General features: G+C 76.2%; 14 protein-coding genes. 9 read left to right on the forward strand and 5 right to left on the reverse strand.

Annotated elements, in window-relative coordinates; all coding sequences use genetic code 11:
- Positions 1–12 precede the first annotated feature (12 nt).
- The 5 genes from FRAAL_RS17190 to FRAAL_RS17210 are packed head-to-tail and all read right to left on the reverse strand — an operon-like array spanning position 13 to position 5,005.
- A complete protein-coding gene (locus FRAAL_RS17190; RefSeq protein ID WP_041939415.1) occupies positions 13–417 on the reverse strand; it encodes an ATP-binding protein in 405 nt (134 codons plus the stop codon).
- A gap of 49 nt (positions 418–466) precedes the next feature.
- Positions 467–1,432 carry a glycosyltransferase gene (locus FRAAL_RS17195; protein WP_041939416.1) on the reverse strand — a complete coding sequence of 322 codons (966 nt, stop codon included), beginning with the start codon at positions 1,430–1,432 and terminating at the stop codon, positions 467–469.
- Positions 1,429–2,328 carry a glycosyltransferase family 2 protein gene (locus FRAAL_RS17200; protein ID WP_011605062.1) on the reverse strand — a complete coding sequence of 300 codons (900 nt, stop codon included), beginning with the start codon at positions 2,326–2,328 and terminating at the stop codon, positions 1,429–1,431. The genes FRAAL_RS17195 and FRAAL_RS17200 overlap by 4 nt, the downstream gene beginning before the upstream one ends.
- Positions 2,325–3,926, reverse strand: a complete 1,602-nt coding sequence (gene rfaE2, locus FRAAL_RS17205) for a D-glycero-beta-D-manno-heptose 1-phosphate adenylyltransferase (RefSeq protein WP_231861053.1) — start codon at positions 3,924–3,926, stop codon at positions 2,325–2,327. Before rfaE2 ends, FRAAL_RS17200 begins: the two co-directional genes overlap by 4 nt.
- Entirely contained in the window at positions 3,923–5,005 is a 1,083-nt protein-coding gene (locus FRAAL_RS17210) for a glycosyltransferase family 9 protein (protein ID WP_011605064.1), read from the reverse strand. Before FRAAL_RS17210 ends, rfaE2 begins: the two co-directional genes overlap by 4 nt.
- 136 nt (positions 5,006–5,141) lie before the next feature.
- Here FRAAL_RS17210 and FRAAL_RS17215 point away from each other — a divergent pair, with 136 nt between their 5' ends.
- The 9 genes from FRAAL_RS17215 (at position 5,142) to FRAAL_RS17255 (ending at position 16,709) form a co-directional block, all read left to right on the forward strand.
- The gene (locus tag FRAAL_RS17215; protein ID WP_011605065.1) at positions 5,142–6,428 is read left to right on the forward strand and encodes a glycosyltransferase; all 1,287 of its coding nucleotides are present in this window, start codon (positions 5,142–5,144) and stop codon (positions 6,426–6,428) included.
- Entirely contained in the window at positions 6,425–7,735 is a 1,311-nt protein-coding gene (locus tag FRAAL_RS17220) for a glycosyltransferase family 9 protein (RefSeq protein WP_011605066.1), read from the forward strand. Before FRAAL_RS17215 ends, FRAAL_RS17220 begins: the two co-directional genes overlap by 4 nt.
- Positions 7,736–7,970: 235 nt before the next feature.
- Positions 7,971–8,609, forward strand: coding sequence for an HAD-IIIA family hydrolase (locus FRAAL_RS17225; RefSeq protein WP_041939417.1), 639 nt, complete (start codon positions 7,971–7,973; stop codon positions 8,607–8,609).
- The gene (locus FRAAL_RS17230) at positions 8,606–9,877 is read left to right on the forward strand and encodes a glycosyltransferase family 9 protein (RefSeq protein ID WP_011605068.1); all 1,272 of its coding nucleotides are present in this window, start codon (positions 8,606–8,608) and stop codon (positions 9,875–9,877) included. The genes FRAAL_RS17225 and FRAAL_RS17230 overlap by 4 nt, the downstream gene beginning before the upstream one ends.
- Positions 9,874–11,151, forward strand: coding sequence for a glycosyltransferase (locus tag FRAAL_RS17235; protein ID WP_041939418.1), 1,278 nt, complete (start codon positions 9,874–9,876; stop codon positions 11,149–11,151). The genes FRAAL_RS17230 and FRAAL_RS17235 overlap by 4 nt, the downstream gene beginning before the upstream one ends.
- 2 nt (positions 11,152–11,153) lie before the next feature.
- On the forward strand, positions 11,154–13,436 hold the full coding sequence (locus tag FRAAL_RS17240) for a PfkB family carbohydrate kinase (RefSeq protein ID WP_011605070.1): 2,283 nt from the start codon (positions 11,154–11,156) through the stop codon (positions 13,434–13,436).
- Complete coding sequence (locus FRAAL_RS17245; protein WP_231861054.1) at positions 13,423–14,256, forward strand: SDR family oxidoreductase; 834 nt, start codon at positions 13,423–13,425, stop codon at positions 14,254–14,256. The genes FRAAL_RS17240 and FRAAL_RS17245 overlap by 14 nt, the downstream gene beginning before the upstream one ends.
- The gene (locus tag FRAAL_RS17250; RefSeq protein WP_011605072.1) at positions 14,253–15,323 is read left to right on the forward strand and encodes a glycosyltransferase family 9 protein; all 1,071 of its coding nucleotides are present in this window, start codon (positions 14,253–14,255) and stop codon (positions 15,321–15,323) included. Before FRAAL_RS17245 ends, FRAAL_RS17250 begins: the two co-directional genes overlap by 4 nt.
- Positions 15,324–16,709, forward strand: coding sequence for a TIR domain-containing protein (locus tag FRAAL_RS17255; protein ID WP_011605073.1), 1,386 nt, complete (start codon positions 15,324–15,326; stop codon positions 16,707–16,709).
- Positions 16,710–16,743: the final 34 nt, after the last annotated feature.

A 16,743-nucleotide genomic window follows, 5' to 3' on the forward strand; every position in this document is an offset into this window, starting at 1 on the left:
GAGCGGCCGGGATCAGCGGCGCAGGAGGAACCAGACGGTCTTGCCGTCGCCGGGGACGGCGGCCGCGCCCCAGTCCTCGGCCAGCGCGTCGACGAGGTGCAGGCCGCGTCCGCCGAGCGAGTCGGCGTCGACGTGGCGCACCTGCGGCCGCCGGCGGTCCGGGTCCCGCACGCCCACCCAGACCAGGTCATCGGTGGTCCGGATCTCCACCACCGGTTCGCCGTGGCCGTGCAGCACGGCGTTGGTGACCAGCTCGCTGGCGAGCAGCAGGACGGTCTCGGTCACCTCCGCCGGGACGCCCCGGCCGGTCAGGTCCGCCGTCAGCCGCTGGCGCGCCCGGCCCGGAGCGTCCGGACCCGACGGGAGGACGAACCGGTCGAGAAAGGTCCCGACTGGTGGCTCCGGCCCGACTGCCATGGGATCCACATATCCGGGCGTATGAATGGATAAACCGCCGTCGCGGGGGTCATCGCGCGACCTGGGCGAGGACGTCGTCCCAGTCGGCCAGAAAACGCCCGAGGCCATGGCGGGCGAGCCCCGCCTGGCGGGCCCGCTTGCCGTAGGCGCGGGCCAGCTCCGGATCGGCGAGGAACCGGCGGGCGGCGTCGACGAGCACCGCCGGATCGGTGGACAGCACCCCCGCCTCGGCCGGCACCGCCTCGGTCGCCTCCGTCGCCGCCAGCGCGACGACCGGCATGCCCAGCTGCATCGCCTCCAGCAGGGACAGCCCCAGGGAGGTCCAGCGCGGCAGGTGGACGTACACCCGCCGGCGGGCGAGGGCGTCGTGCAGGTCGGCCTGGGCGAGGTCGTCGAACACCGCGAGCCGCGCCCTCGGCAGGCCGGTGTGCGCGGGCAGCGCGGCCACACCGATGCCGAACGCGTCGACCGGGGCGGCGCGGGTGAACCCGGCCAGCAGATCGGTGCCGGTGACCCGGCCGCGGCGCACCGGCTCGTTCACCGCCACCGCGATGCGGGCCAGCTCGCCGGTGTAGCGGTCGCCGGGGTCGACGATGCCGTGCGCGACGACCCGGGTGGGGGTGTTTCCGGCGTCCCAGAACAGCCGGTTGAAGTGGGTGACGTGGACGAGCAGCAGCTCCGGCCGGTCGGCGACGGGATGGCGGGTCAGCGGCACGTCGCCCCGCGGGGTGTTGTGCTCGACGTACACCGCCGGCAGGTCGCGGCCCGGCCGCCGGCCCAACCAGCGCTCGGTGAGCTCCAGCTCGTGCGGGCGCTGCAGGACGACGACGTCGACGCCGGCGTCGCGCAGCTCGTCCGGTCCGAGTTCGGCGACGGTGCCCGGCCACGGGTAGGTGCGGGCGAGGCCGAGGCCGTCGGGGCCGCGGCCGGGCAGCACCGGGACCACGTAGGAGTGCCCGCCCTGGACGAACGACGTCGTCCACGAGCCGTGCACATGCCAGAGCAGGATTCTCATCCGGTCCCCGTCCCCCCGCGGTCGCGGTCGCAGTCGCGGTCGTGGTCGCAGTCGCGGTCGCGGTCGCAGTCGCGGTCGCGGTCGTCGGTCTCGACGATCTCGGCGTAGGCGTCGACGTCGCGATCGACGACGCTCGTGGGCAGTTCCAGGTGCTGGGCGCCCGACGGCAGCAGGCCCACACCGCCGGCCCGTTGCATCACCCGGAGCTGGGCGACGATCTCCTCGCCCCGGTGGCTGGCGGGCAGCCGCCGCCAGAACTCGAAGCCGCCGCAGTCGACGAGCACGGCGCGGTCGTAGAGCACGCAGCCGGCGATCCAGGTCACCCGGTAGGCCAGCCAGCCGCCCGCCGGCAGCGTCACCCGCTCGGCGAGGTGGGCCGGGTTCGCCGCGTTGTGCAGCCGCCACCGCTCCCAGGCCGGTCCGCCCTTGCGGACCCGTTCGGGGCGCACCGGCCCGCGGACCTCCTCGAAGGCGGTCCACTCGTGCGGGCGGACGTCGTCGAGGTAGCTCAGGCCCTGCGGCGCGCAGCCGACGAACCCGCAGCGCAGCTCCCCGATCGCCGCCAGCATCCGGGCGACGGTGGACGCGTCGAGGAAGACGTCGTCGTCGAGGAACAGGACGTACTCGCCGTCGGCCTGGTCGAGCAGGAACTGGCGATGCTCGGCCAGACCGCGGCGCGGGTGGCCGTGGTACAGGTCGACCCGGTGGCCGCCGCGGCGCAGCCGGCGGGCCATCGCCCGCACCTCCGGCGCGTCGGCGGCGGGCGTCGCGGGGCTCTGGTCGGACACGACGACGCGGAACCCGCCGGCGCTCTGGTTGGCGAGCCCGGCCAGGGTCACCGCCAGCGCCGCCGGCCGCCCGCAGGTCGGGATGAGCACGTCCAACCCGCCCGTCATGGCAGTGCCGCCCCGCGCCGGCGGATGCGCCCGAGCAGGTCCGACGTCGACCGGTCCGCGACGTAGTCGACGAAGCGCACCTCGCCGCCGAGCGCCCGGACCAGCGGCGCCTCGGCGAGCATCGACTCGGTGTAGTCGCCGCCCTTGACGTAGACGTCGGGCCGCAACGCGCGCAGGAGCCGTTCGGGGGTGTCGTCGTCGAACACGGCGACGTGGTCCACGGCGGCCAGGGCGGTGAGTACCGCGAGCCGGTCGGCGAGCGAGTTGATCGGCCGGTCCGGGCCCTTGAGTCGCCGCACGCCGGCGTCGCTGTTGACTGCGACGACGAGGATGTCACCGAGGTGCCGGGCGGCGTGCAGGTAGGCGATGTGGCCGGCGTGGACGACGTCGAAGCAGCCGTTGGTGAACACGATCCGCCGGCCCCGGCAGCGGTGCGCGGCGACCGCGTCGGCGAGCGCCGCGGCGTCGAGAACGGCGCCGCGGACCCCGCCCGCGGGGTCGCCGTCGCGGCCGTCACCGGTCGTACGCAGGCGGGCCCGCAGGTCCGCCGCCGAGCAGGTGCCGGTGCCCGGGGTGGACACCGCGGCGCAGGCGGCGAGCGAGCCGAGCCGGGCGGCGGCGCGCGGGGCGGCGCCGGCGGCGAGGGCGAGGACCATCGCGGCGATGAAACTGTCGCCGGCACCCGAGGTCCGCTCGTCGGGGGCGTCGGTGCCGGCCGGCAGGTGCCACGGTTCGTCGTCCCGGCTGAGCACGACGACGCCGTCCCGGTCCAGGGTGACCGCGGCGAGGCGGGCGCCGCTGGCCGCGAGGATCGGCCCGGCGCAGCGGCGCACGGTGGCGACGCGGTCGCGGGCGAACGCGTCGCGGGCGCCGGGTGGCAGCAGCGCCACGACCTCGCCGGCGTTCGGCTTGACCAGATCGGGCCGGACCCCCGCCCAGCGACCCGGGTCGTGGGCGTCGACGACGAGCCGCCGCCCCGCCGCGCGGGCCGCCGCGCCGACCGCGTCGATCAGCTCCGGCGTGAACATCCCGGCGCCGTAGTCGCAGGCCAGCACGGCGCAGGCGGCCGGCGTCGACGCCCTCACACCGGCGGCGAGCGCGGCGGCCGTGGCGGGCGCCGGCGGAGTCTCGTCGCCGGTGTCGCAGCGCAGGTGCAGGTGGTTGCCCGAGCAGATCCGCCGCTTGGCCAGCGTCGCGCGGCCCGGCTCCGCCACCAGGCCGGCCGTGCCGACCCCGCCCGCGTCGAGCAGGTCAGCGAGCCGGCGGCCGTCGGCGTCGTCGCCGACCATGGCGACCAGCCGGACGCGCGCGCCGACGACCGATCCGGCCAGCGCCGCGTTGCCCGCCCCGCCCGGGGACTCGGTGCGGGCCGTCACCGACACGACCGGCACCGGGCCCTCCCGGGACAGTCCCCGCGGCGGCCCCCACAGCCAGGTGTCGAGCATCGCGTCGCCGACCACGAGCAGGTCGAGGTCGGCGAACCGGTCAAGCAGCCCGGACAGCCCCGCCTCGCCCGCCACCCCGGCCGCCGCCGTACCCGCCGGTTCGGCCCCCACCTCGCCGGTCGCGCAGGGCGCGCGGCGCAGCGCGGCGCTCACGCGGCACGTCCCCGGGCGCAGAGACCGAGCGCGGCGGTGGCGACCTCGACCGGTGTCAGGTCCAGGCACTCCTGCTCGAACGGGCAGGTGAAGGCACGGCACGGCGAGCACGGCGTCGCCCGGCGCAGCACGACGGCGCGCCCGGCGCGCGGCCGGTACTCGGCCTCCCGTTCGGTGCCGGCGAACAGGGTGACGACGGGCGCGCGCACCGCGTCGGCCAGGTGCGCCCCGGCCGAGTTGTTGCTGACGGCGACCGCCGCCCCGCTGAGCAACGCGACCAGCCCCGGCACGTCGAGGGCGCCGGCGAGCCCCCGTCCGGCCGGACCGGCCCCGGCGCGGACCCGGTCGACCAGGGGCGCCTCCTCGCGCGTCCCGGCGACGAGGACGCGCAGCCCCTCCCCCGCGAGCAGGCCGGCGACCTGGGCGAACCGGTCGGGATCGTAACGCCGCGACGAGCAGCTCGCGCCGGGCAGCAGCACCGCGTACGGGCCGGCCTCGACCAGCGGACGCACACGGGTGCGCGCCTGCGTGGGCACGGTGAGGCGGGGATGGCTGCCAGCGGCGGGCAGCCCGGCGTGGCGCAGCAGCAACAGCGCCCGGTCGACCTGATGAACGCCGCCGGGCAGGTCGTCCACCCAGTGGGTGAGCAGCGAGCCGCCGAACTCCCGCGACGCGCCGACCCGCACCGGGATCCCGGCCAGCGCGCACACGAACGCGGCGGGCCAGGGCGACTGCGAGAACGAGGTGAAGATGACGGCGGCGTCGTAGCGGCGGGCGGCGAGGGCGCCGACGAGCCGGTCCTGCTCCCCCGGCTCGACGGCCCGCCCGCCGGCGTCCTGCCAGCACACGCGGGCCACGATCGCCTCGTCGACGTCGTCGATGAGCGGCACGGCGGCGGCGCCGGCCGGGGAGGTCAGCAGGTCCAGCTCCGCGGCGGGCGCCGCGGCGCGCAGGGCCCGCAGTGCCGGGGTGAGCAGCACGACGTCGCCGAGGTTGTCCGGGCGGACGGCCAGGATCCGGCGCGCGTCGGCGAGGTCCAGCGGGCCGCCGCTGCCGGCGGCCGGATGATGGCGGCCCACGTCTGCCCTCCCCCGTCGTTTGCGTCGTTGGCGGCGCTCCCCACCCGATTCCCGGACCCTCGGCAACAAAACTACTACTCAACGTAATCAATGCTGGTAGACGATGGTGCACCGCCGGAGCGGGTAGGCCTCCCGCATGCCCGGGAGTGCTCACCGAGCCGCCCCGGCCGGGTCGCCGGCAACCGGACGCGAGCGCCCGGGCGACGGCGGGTGGCGGCCGCGGGTCGCCTTCGTCTGCGGCAGTCTCGCCCCCGCCGAGGACGGCGTCGCCGACTACACCGTCCGGCTCGCCGCCGCGCTGCGTGACGACGTCGAACCCGTGCTGGTCACCGCCGGACGCCTCGACGGCGACACCGGCACGTTGCCGGTGGTCGCCACCGGACGGGGCTGGGGGCCGGCGGGTCTGCGCGCCACCGCGCAGGCCCTGCGGCGGCTACGGCCGGACGTGGTCCACGTGCAGTTCGCCCCGTCGGCGTTCGGGTTCTCCCCGGCCCCGGGGCTGCTGCCCGTCCTGGCCGCCGCAGGGGCCGTCTGGGTGGCCACGCTGCACGAGTACGGCTGGTGGGCATGGCCGTCGCGGCTGCCGGCGGCGCTGTGGCGGGTGCCGGAACGGCGTGGCTGGTGGGATCGGGAGACCTTGACCCTCGTCCCGCGGGCGCGGGCCCTCATCGTCACCAACCCCGACCATGCCGCCACCGTGCACACCCGCTTCGGCCGGACCACCCAGACGGTGCCGGTCCCCGCGAACATCCCCCGCGCCACCCCGCTCCCCTCCCGCGCCCGGCTACACGCCCGGCTGGACGCGCCGCCCGACGCCGAGGTGGCGGTGTTCTTCGGCTTCGTCCATCCGGTGAAGGGCGTGCGTTACCTGATCGACGCCGTCGCCGCGCTGCACACGCGGCGGCCGCGGCTACGCCTCGCGATCGTCGGCGGATTCACCTCGCTCGCGCTGCCCACGGCCGAGGCGGCGGCGTTCCGCCGCGAGCTCACCGAGCACGCCCACACCGCCGGGGTCGGCGACCTGGTCACCTTCACCGGGCACCTGCCCGCCGCCGAGGTCTCGGAGATCCTGGCCGCGGCCGACGTGTGCGTCCTGCCGTTCACCGCCGGCGTGACGACGAAGAGCGGGGCGCTGGCCGCCGCCCTGTCCCACGGGCTGGCGACGATCGTCACCGCCGCGGACCCGCCCGATCCGGCGCTGGTCGACGGCCGGACGGTCCTCGTCGCCGACCGGGTACGCGACCCGGTGCCCCTGGCCGCCGCGCTGCATCGCGCGCTGGGGGATCCGGCGCTGCGGGCGCGGGTGGCGGCCGGCGGGCAGCGCCTGGTCGCCGCCCGCACCTGGCCCACGATCGGCGCGGCCCACACCCGCCTCTACCACCAGGTGCTCGCCGACGACGCCCGACCGCAGCCCCGCCGATGACCGCCATCCCGGCCGGCGCGGTTCCGTCCACCGCGGTTCCGTCCACCGCTGGCCCGGCCGGCGCAGGCGCGGCCGGCGCAGGCCCGGCCGGCGCAGGCCCGGCGACGGCTCCGGGCATCGGCGAGATCCTGTTCGTCGAGTTGCTGGGTGGTATCGGCGACCTGCTCATCGCCCTGCCGGCCATCCACCTGCTCGCCGACAGCCATCCCCGCGCGCGGCTTCGGGTGCTCACCTTCACCCCGGCGGTCGAGCTGCTGCACGGCGACCCACGGGTCGCCGAGATCCTCCCGTTGACCGACCACGGCGGGCGCGCCGTGCAGGCCGCCGTCCGTGACGCGATGGCGCGCCGTCCGGATCTGGCCGTGACGACGACCCGGCACAGCGGCGTACCGGCGGCGATCGAATCCGGCCGGCCCCGCTTCGCGGTGACGGACCTGTGGCGCGGCCCCGGCCCGCACGAGCCGATCGGCGACCGCTACGTGCGGCTACTCGCCGCCGACGGCTGGCTCCGGCTCCCCGACGGCGCCGACCGACCCGCGGGCGGGCGGCGCGAGCCCGACCAGCTCGGCGAACGCCCGCCGGGACAGGTGGCCCTGGACTCCGGCGAGCTCACCGAGGGCCGGCACCGCCTCGTCGCACTCACCACGCCCGGCGGCACCACGCCCGGCGGCACCACGCCCGGCGGCACGGCGTCCGGCACGGCCGGCGGGGGCGTGCCGGTGCTGCTGGTCCCCGACGCGGGGATGGCGGTCAAGCGGTGGCCGGCGCCGCGCTGGGCCGAACTCGCCCGCCTGCTCACCGCCCGGGGTCACCCGCTGCTGCACCCGCACGGGACGGCGGTGCCGAGGGCGGTGGCGGTGCCCCCGCTGTCGCTGCGGGAGTTCGCCGGGCTGTGCGCGGCGGTGGCGGAACGCGGTGGCGTCGTCGTGGGCGGCGACACCGGTCCGGTGCGCCTGGCGGCCGCGGTCGGCGCTCCCACCGTGACGTTGTTCGGCCCCAGCACAGCCGCTCGCTACGGGCTGGTCGGGCAGGACGGGTCGGCCACACGCACCAGGCTGGCCGATCGCAGGCTGGCCGGCGGCACAGCGGGCACCGACGCCCGGCGCCCGCGGCGCACCCTCGGCGCGGACCTGCAGGGCCTGCCGGACTGCGCCGTCCGCCGACCCCTCGCGATCACCGAGCAGGAGTGCTGGTGGACGGCCCGCTGCCCGCTCGCCCCGGACGGCCCGGCCTGCCTGGACGACCTGAGCGCCGAGCAGGTCGCCGGCGCTGTCGCGGAGGTGGCGCGGACGCCGCCGACTGTTTGACCACCACCTCGACTTGACCACCACCTCGACCGGCTCGTTGCCTGACCACACCGGTCCTCACCGCGATCGTCGCGCGGACGCAGCCAGCTCAGCCCAGGTGCCGGCACAATCGCGGCAGGCCAGGGGATGAGGGGGTGGCATCCGACATCCCTCGACCGGTCACGCAACCCTCCAGCCTCATTTGATTACTCAGAGTAGTAGTTTTGGCGGCGTTCGCCAGGGCAGTCCTGTCTGCGTGACTGGACAGACCGATCCCGTGCTCAACTCGGACGACTCACCGCGAGTGGACGGACGATATGTGCCCAACCAGGTGCGGGCGGTGCTGTTCGATCGGGATGGGACGTTGTGCGTGGACGTGCCCTACAACGGCGATCCCGACCGGGTGGAGCCCGTCGCGACGGCCCCGGCGGCGCTGTGGCGGCTGCGCGCGGCCGGCGTGGCGACGGCCGTCGTGTCGAACCAGAGCGGCATCGGGCGGGGCCTGGTGACCGGCCGCCAGGTCGACGCGGTCAACCGCCGGCTCGACGCGCTGCTCGGCGGCCTCGGCCCGATCCTGGTCTGCCCGCACGCGCCGGACGCCGGCTGCCCCTGCCGCAAGCCCGCACCCGCGCTGCTGCTCGCCGCCGCCGACCGGCTGGGTGTGCACCCCGGATCCTGTGCGTTCGTCGGGGACATCGGCTCCGACATGGCCGCCGCCGCGGCCGCCGCCATGCGCGGCGTGCTCGTGCCGACACCGGTGACCCGCGCCGTCGAGGTCGCCGCGGCCGTCGAGGTCGCCCCCGACCTGCTCACCGCCGTCGACCGGCTGCTCGGAGACGACCCGGCGACGCGAGTGGCGCGGGTGGGTCCGGCGGCGCGCTCGGGGCGGTCGTGAGCGCGCGGGTGCTCGTCGTCCGCCTCGACAGTGACGGCGACGTCCTGCTCTCCGGGCCGGCGATCCGGGCGGTGGCCGCGCGGGCCGCGCACGTCACGCTGCTCGTCGGCCCCCGCGGTCGGTCGGCCGCCGGCCTGCTGCCCGGCGTCGACGAGACGATCGTCTGGCGCTGCCCGTGGATCGACGCGACGCCGCCGCCGGTGCGCCGCGACGACGTCGACGGCCTCGTCGACCGGCTCGCGGCCGGCCGCCACGACGAGGCGCTGATCCTCACCTCGTTCCATCAGAGCCCGCTGCCGGTCGCGCTGCTGCTGCGCCTGGCCGGGGTGCCGCGCATCGCCGCGGCGTGCGAGGACTATCCCGGCACGCTGCTCGATGTCCGTCACCGGCTACCCGAGCGCGGTCTGCACGAGGTGACGCGCGCGCTGTCGACAGCGGCGGCGCTGGGTTACCCGCTGCCCGTCGGCGACGACGGCATGCTGGCGCTGCGCCGGCCGCTGCCCGATCCGACGCCGCTGATCGGCCCGGGGCCGGCAGTCGGCGCGATGCCGGCGGACGGCGCGATGCCGGCGGACGGCGCGATGCCGATGGTCGGCGCGGTGCCGGCGGGCGCCCGGCCCTACGTCGTGCTGCACCCGGGGGCCTCCGTCTCCGCGCGGCGCTGGCACGTGGCTGGCTTCGCCGCCGTCGCCCGCCACCTGGTCGGGCGCGGCCACCGGGTCGTCGTGACCGGCGGACCCCGGGAGACACCGCTGACCGCCGCCGTCGCCGGCGGGCTGGCGGGCGTACGGGACCTCGGCGGGCGCACCGACCTCGCGGCCCTCGCCGGCGTGCTGGAACGGGCCGGGGCCGTCGTCGTCGGCAACACCGGACCGGCGCATCTCGCGGCGGCCGTGGCCACGCCGGTCGTGTCCCTGTTCGCCCCCACCGTGCCGGCGGAACGCTGGGCCCCCCACACCCCGCGCCTGGTGCTGCTCGGCGAGCAGGGCCTCGGCTGCGCCGGCTGCCGTGCCCGGGACTGCCCGGTGCCCGGCCACCCCTGCCTGAGCCGGGTCGAGCCGGGCGACGTCGTCGCCGCCGTCGAGACCCTCCTCGCCCCCGCTCCCTCAACCGCCCCCGCTCCCTCAACCGTCACCGCCCACTCGACAGTCACCGCCCACTCGACCGCCACCGCGCCCTCGTTCGCACCTGCCACCGCCGCCCCGCCGGCCGGACCGACCGTGGCCGTCGGCCCGACCAGCCCGGACGCCCTGGAGGCATCCCGATGAACGTCTCGATGGTCTCCGAGCACGCCAGCCCGCTCGCCGCCCTCGGCGGGGTCGACGCGGGCGGGCAGAACGTGCACGTGGCCGCCCTTGCCACGGCGCTGGCCCGCCGCGGCGTCGAGGTCACCGTGCACACCCGACGGGACGATCCCGAGCTGCCCCGGTACGTGCGCCACGGCGCCGGCGTGCGGATCGACCATGTCCCCGCCGGACCGGCGTGCTACGTGCCCAAGGACGAGCTGCTGCCCTACATGGACGGCTTCGCCGCCGAGCTGCACCGGCAGTGGCGGTGCCGGCGTCCGGACATCGTCCACGCGCACTTCTGGATGTCGGGGCTCGCCGCCCTGCGCGCCGCCCGCCCGCTCGGCGTCCCCGTCGTGCTCACCATGCACGCCCTCGGGGTGGTCAAGCGCCGTCATCAGGGACGCAAGGACACCTCGCCGCCGGCGCGCATCCCGCTGGAACGCCGGCTCGTCGCCGACGTCGACCAGCTCGTCGCCACCTGCACCGACGAGGTCTTCGAGCTCGTCCGGATGGGCGCGCCGCGGCGGCGGATCAGCGTCGTGCCCTGCGGAGTCGACCTGTCCCTGTTCACCACCGAAGGCCCAGCGTCCCCCACCGAAGGCCCAGCGTCCCCCACCAAAGGCCCCGCGTTCCCCACGCGCGGTCGAGCCGATCGCGTGCGGCTGCTGTCGGTCGGTCGGCTGGTGGAACGCAAGGGCGTCGGCAACGTGATCAGCAGCCTGCCGCTCCTGCCGCGGGCCGAGCTCGTCGTCGCCGGCGGGCCGGATCCGGCGGGCATCGACAGCGACGCGGAGGTGGGCCGGTTGCGCCGGCTCGCCGCGGAGCTGGGCGTGGCCGACCGGGTGCGTTTCCTCGGCCGGGTCGACCACGACGCGCTGCCGGCGCTGTACCGGGAGGCGGACATCGTGACCTGTGTGCCCTGGTACGAGCCGTTCGGCATCGTCCCGTTGGAGGCCATGGCCTGCGGGGTGCCCGTCGTCGCCTCCGCCGTCGGCGGCCTCGTCGACACGGTCGTGGACGGCATGACCGGGCTGCACGTCCCGCCGCGCTGCCCGGAACGCATCGCCGAAGCCCTCGCCGAGCTGATCGACGATCCGGGGTGGCGGCTCGAACTCGGCGCGCAGGGCGCCCGACGGGCCCGCTCCCTGTTCTCCTGGGACCGGGTCGCGGCGCTCACCCTCGCCAGCTACGAACGGCTGGCCGCTCGTGGCCCGGCGCGCCTGAGCGCCCCCGACCTGCCTGCGGGGGTGTGACGGTGAGCGCGCTGCCGACGGGGCACGAGCATCTCGCCGCACTGCACCGGGCACTGGACGACGTCGACGTCGTCCGGCTCACCGCCTGGGGCGGACGCCTGGCCGCCGTCCTGGCCGCGGGCGGACGGCTGCTCGCCGCGGGCAACGGCGGATCGGCCGCCGAGGCGCAGCACCTGACCGCCGAGCTCGTCGGCCGCTTCCGCGACGACCGGCCGCCGATGTCCGCGATCGCCCTGCACGCCGACACCTCCGCCCTCACCGCGATCGGCAACGACTACGGCTACGACGCCGTGTTCGCCCGCCAGGTCCGCGCCCACGGCCGGCCGGGAGACGTGCTGATCCTGCTGTCCACCTCGGGCCGCAGCACCAACCTGCTGCACGCCGCCCGGGCCGCCCACGAGCTGGGCATGGCCACGTGGGGGCTGGTCGGGGCGGCCGACAGCCCGCTCGCGGCCGCCTGCGACGAGGTCGTCGCGGTCGGCTCCGCCTCCCCCGGCACGAACCGGCCGGCCCGCGGGGGAATCGCCCCTGGCCGCCGCGGCCGCGGCGGCGCCGGCGGCGCAACGACGTCCACGGCCACCGTGCAGGAGACCCACCTCGTCGCCGTGCACCTGCTCTGCGCAGCCTGCGACGCGGCGCTCGGCGTCGCCCCTGCCGGCGCGTCCACGACCGGGGACGAGCCGGCGGCGCCCGCCGACGACACCGGCGCCGGGTCGGATCGCTCCGTCCGCGTGCGGGCGACGCGGGCGTCGGGCCGGGCGCGGTCCGGCCCGCTGGTGATCGTCGGCGACGCGTTGCTGGACCGGGACGTCGCCGGTCGGGTGGAACGGCTGGCTCCCGACGCGCCGGTGCCCGTCCTCGACGAGATCGCCGACACCGCCCGGCCGGGTGGGGCGGGGCTCGCCGCGCTGCTGGCCGCGGGCGACGGCGCCGACGTCGTCCTCGTCACCGCGCTGGCCGGTGACGACGCCGGCCGGCGGCTCGCCGCCCTGCTCGCCGACGCCGGGATCGCCGTGGTCGACCTCGGCCTGACCGGCCCGACCCCACAGAAGATCCGGCTGCGCGCGGGCGCGACCACCCTGCTTCGGCTCGATCGCGGCAGCGGCGGCAGCGGCAGCGGCGGTAGCGGGACTCCGGTCCGCGGCGGCCTGCCCGAGGAGGGTCGGCGGGCCCTGGCCGCCGCTCGGGGCATTCTCGTCAGCGACTACGGCCGCGGGCTGACGCACGAACGTTCGGTGACGGTCGCCCTCGCGAGCCGCCCGGGTGGGGTGCCGCTCGTCTGGGATCCGCATCCGCGCGGCGGCGAACCGTGCCGCGGCGCGACGCTGGTCACCCCGAACCTCGCCGAGGCCCGCGGATTCACCGCCGGCACCCCGGCGCGGCGCGATCCCATCGCCGAGGCCACCGACCGCGGACGCCGACTGGTGACCCGCTGGGGCGCCGGCGCCGCGGCGATCACACTGGGTGAACGCGGCGCGGTGCTGGTCGGTCCCGAGGCCGGTCCTCCCCTGGTCGCGCCCGCCGAGCCCGTCGACGCCGATCCGTGCGGCGCGGGCGACCGCTTCGCGGCGAGCGCCGCGGCCCTGCTGGGCGCGGGGGCGCTGCCGTCGGAGGCGGTCGTCGCGGCGACCCGGGCGGCCGGTGCCTTCCTCGCCGCCGGTGGCGTGTCGGCGCTTCCTCCCGAGCCGGGACGCCACACCGGCGAGCACGCCACCGACCAGCCCGGCGGCGGTCACGGCGGCACCCGTGGCCACGGCGGGACCGGCGAGCACGGCGGGACCGGCGCCGGCCATGGCGGCACCGGCACCGGCACCGGGATCGGGATGGCGGCGGCCCTGGAGGTGGTGCGGCGCACCCGCGCCCGCGGTGGGGTGGTGGTCAGCACCGGCGGCTGCTTCGACCTGCTGCACGCCGGTCACGTCAACGTTCTGGCCGCCGCCCGCCGCCTCGGCGACTGCCTCGTCGTCTGCCTGAACAGCGACCTGTCCGTCCGCCGGCTGAAAGGCCCCGACCGGCCGCTGGTGAGCCAGGCCGATCGGGCGGCCGTGCTGTTGGCGCTGGGCAGCGTCGACGCGGTCGTCGTGTTCGACGACGACACGCCCGCGCCGATCCTGGCGCGGCTGCGCCCGGACGTGTTCGCGAAGGGCGGCGACTACGCGGCCGGCGACCTGCCGGAGGCCGCGGTGGTCGAGTCCTGGCGGGGACAGGCGGTCATCCTGCCCTACCTCGCCGGCCGATCCACCACATCGATGATCAGAGAGGCGGTGCGCCGTGGCGGCACCTGAGGTGACCCTCGACGCGACAACGACGACGAACCAGCTGACGACGAACCACGTGACGACGAACCCGACGACGACGAACGCGTCAGCCACGGAGGCGACGGCCACGAAGGCGGCGCCGGGCTTCCCGGCCGGCCGCGCGGACGAGGTCGGGACGGTCCTCGTCTCCGGCGGGGCCTCGGGGCTGGGGGCCGCGGTCGTTGCGGCCGTGCGCGACGCCGGGGGAACGCCCCTCGTCCTCGACCGGTTTCCGGTCCCGTCCGCCGAGCACGCGATCGTCGACCTCGCCGACGGCCGCGCCACCGAGCTCGCCACCCGCCGGCTCGTCGAGCGGGCCGGCGGGCGACTCGACGGCGTGTTCACCGCCGCGGGGACCGACCGTCCGGCGCCGTTCGGGTCGCTGGACGGTGCCGGCTGGGAACGCATCGTCGGCGTGAACCTGCTCGGCACGGCGGCGGTGATCCGCGGGGCGCTGCCGTACCTGGAGGCCTCGGCCGGACGCATCGTGACCTGCGCGTCCACCCTGGGCCTGCGGGTCGCGGGCGACGCGTCGGCGTACTGCGCGTCGAAGTTCGGCGTCGTCGGGTTCACCCGGGCGCTGGCCGAGGAGTTCCGGGGCCGGCTCGGCGTGACGCTGCTCGTGCCCGGCGGGATGACCACCGCCTTCTTCGACGACCGCGAGGAGCAGTACAAGCCGGGGCCCGACGCCAAACTCAACCGGCCCGAGGACGTCGCGCGCACGGTGCTGTTCGCCCTGACGCAGCCGCCCGGCTGCGAGATCCGGGAACTGGTGGTGACGTCGTCCTGGGAGACGTCCTACCCGTGAGCACCGATCCCGCCGGGCGCGGGCCGGTCGTGGTGCTGCGCGCGCTCGGCCTCGGCGACCTGCTCACCGGTCTGCCCGCGATGCGCGGCCTGCGCCGAGCCCTGCCGGACGTGGACATGGTGCTGGCCGCCCCCCGCTGGCTGGAACCGGTGGCGCTGCTGTCCGGGAGCGTCGACGCCGTGCTCGACACCGCGCCGCTCGGACCGGTGCGCGTCGAACGCCCGCGGCTCGCCGTCAACCTGCACGGCCGAGGCCCGCAGTCCACCGCCACGCTGCGTACCTGCCGGCCGGACGCCCTGTGGGCGTTCGACCTGCCGCGGGGCCCACGGTGGGAGCCCATCGGCGGCGCCGCCAGGCTCGACCGGGCCGACGGGACCGGCCGAACAGGCAGGGTCGGCGCAGCGCGCTCGGACCGGGATCCGCAGGAGCGTGAGGTGGTTCGGTGGTGCCGGCTGCTCGCCGCGTACGGCGTGCCCTGCGACCCGGCGGACCTGGCGCTCGCCCGACCCGACCGGTCGGGTCGGGCGGACCGGGATGTCACTGTGGTCCATCCGGGTGGAGCGGCACCGGCTCGGCGCTGGCCGGCCCAGCGGTGGGCGCGGGTGGCCCGTGGCCTCGCCGATCGGGGGCATCGGGTCATCGTGACGGGCGGGGCGGCCGAGGCGGCACTCGCCCGTCAGGTGGCGCACGGCGCCGGGCTCGGGCCCGCGGCCGTGCTCGCCGGCGCCACCGATCTGCTCGACCTGTGCGCTCTCGTCGCCGCGGCCCGGCTCGTGGTCGCCGCCGACACCGGCGTCGGGCATCTCGCCACCGCCTACGGCACGCCCTCCGTGCTCGTGTTCGGTCCGGTGCCGCCGGCGGTCTGGGGACCGCCGCCGGACCGGCCCCGGCACCGTGCCCTGTGGGCCGGCCGGCACGACGACCCGTTCGCCCCGGCGCCCGGGTCCGGCCTGCTGGCCGTCACCTCGGCGGACGTCCTCACCGCCGTGGACGAACTCGTCGCGGGTACGCAGGAGCCACCGGTACGGGCCGAGCCGTCCGGCCGGCGGTGCGGACCGGGCCTTTGATTGTCAGTCGACAGGTTTCTCGCGGGAAATGCGGTTCAGGCGGACCGAACGGCGCTGCATCGCCCCATTGGCCGCCGGCCGGGTCAGGGGGCGTTGAATCCGGCCCACGCCGCGGATGGCATGCTGACAATCATGAACGACGCGAACCCGCGGGGGGCGGCTGTTCCGGAGCCGGAAGGCACCGGGGGACGGGCCGAGTACGACTTCTTCGTCTCCTACCACGCCAGCGACCGCACCTGGGCGGAATGGGTCGCCTGGCAGCTTGAGGATGCGGGCTACCGGGTGCTGTTGCAGGACTGGGACTTCGCGCCCGGAACGAGGTGGACGACCTTCCTGCAACGTGCCCGAGCCCGGTCGGAACGCACGATTGCCCTGGTGTCGGAGAACTACATCAAGTTCGCGTACGGGCAACCGGAGTGGGAGCTCGCCTACCAAACCGATCCCCTCGGGCTCAGGCGCAGGCTACTGCCGATCAGGGTCGCGGACGACCCCCTGCCCGGGCTGCTCGGCGGCATCAGGGCCTTCGACCTGTTCGACGTGGCGGACGAGGCGGAAGCCAGCCGTCTGCTGCTGCAGTGGATCGTGTACGCACGGACGGGTCGGGCCAAGCCCAGGACGAAGCCGCCGTTCCCTGGCTCGCCCGGCGCCGAGCCGGGACAGACCGGGGAGACACACAGGTGGCATCCCAGTACCGAAGCCCTGTTGACGGGCACGCCGCTGGCCAGCATGGAGGAGTATCCGGTGCGGCTGCGGGACGGGCGCGCCGTCGAGCTTGATCTCGAGTACCTGCGCCGTGCCTGCCAGCGGGTCATCGCCGACCGGAACGTCCGCGGCGCCGTGGAACTCAACTACCTGGCGACGCAGAACCACGCGGAGGTGCAGATCTCCCCGGGCACAGTCGAACTGGTGCAGCAGGTCAGGAAGGAGTTCTCGGCGGAACTGGCGCAGATGGACGGGCCCCAGGCCCAGCAGCGCAACCTCATCGAACCGCTGATCAACCTGACCAACCTCGTCGGTGCGATGTTCGCGCGCCTGCCGATCGAGTTCGTCCTGCACGACACCCGGGACCCCCTTCGTTCGGTCTGCGCCGTCCAGAACGGGTTCACCGGACGACAGGTGGGTTCACCGGCCAGCAACGTGGCACTGGACCGAATCGTGAACCCGCGGCGTGCCCGGGCGACCATGTACCAGACGCAGTTGCCGGACGGTCGAAGGCTGAGAAGCACCACCATACCGATTTACCACCGGGTGTTCGGTCTGATCGCACTGCTCTGCATCAATGTGGACACCGAGAAGTTCGAACCCGAAGCGCAAGGAGTCAAAGAGCTGCTGTCGGCTCTTGCCCACCTTCCTGACGAGGTGGTGAACGAAGCCTTCTACATCTGACTCCGCCACCTGCCGTCGCCGACTTCCGAAACGT

Source organism: Frankia alni ACN14a, assembly GCF_000058485.1.
In the GTDB taxonomy this organism is placed as follows: Bacteria; Actinomycetota; Actinomycetes; order Frankiales; family Frankiaceae; genus Frankia; species Frankia alni.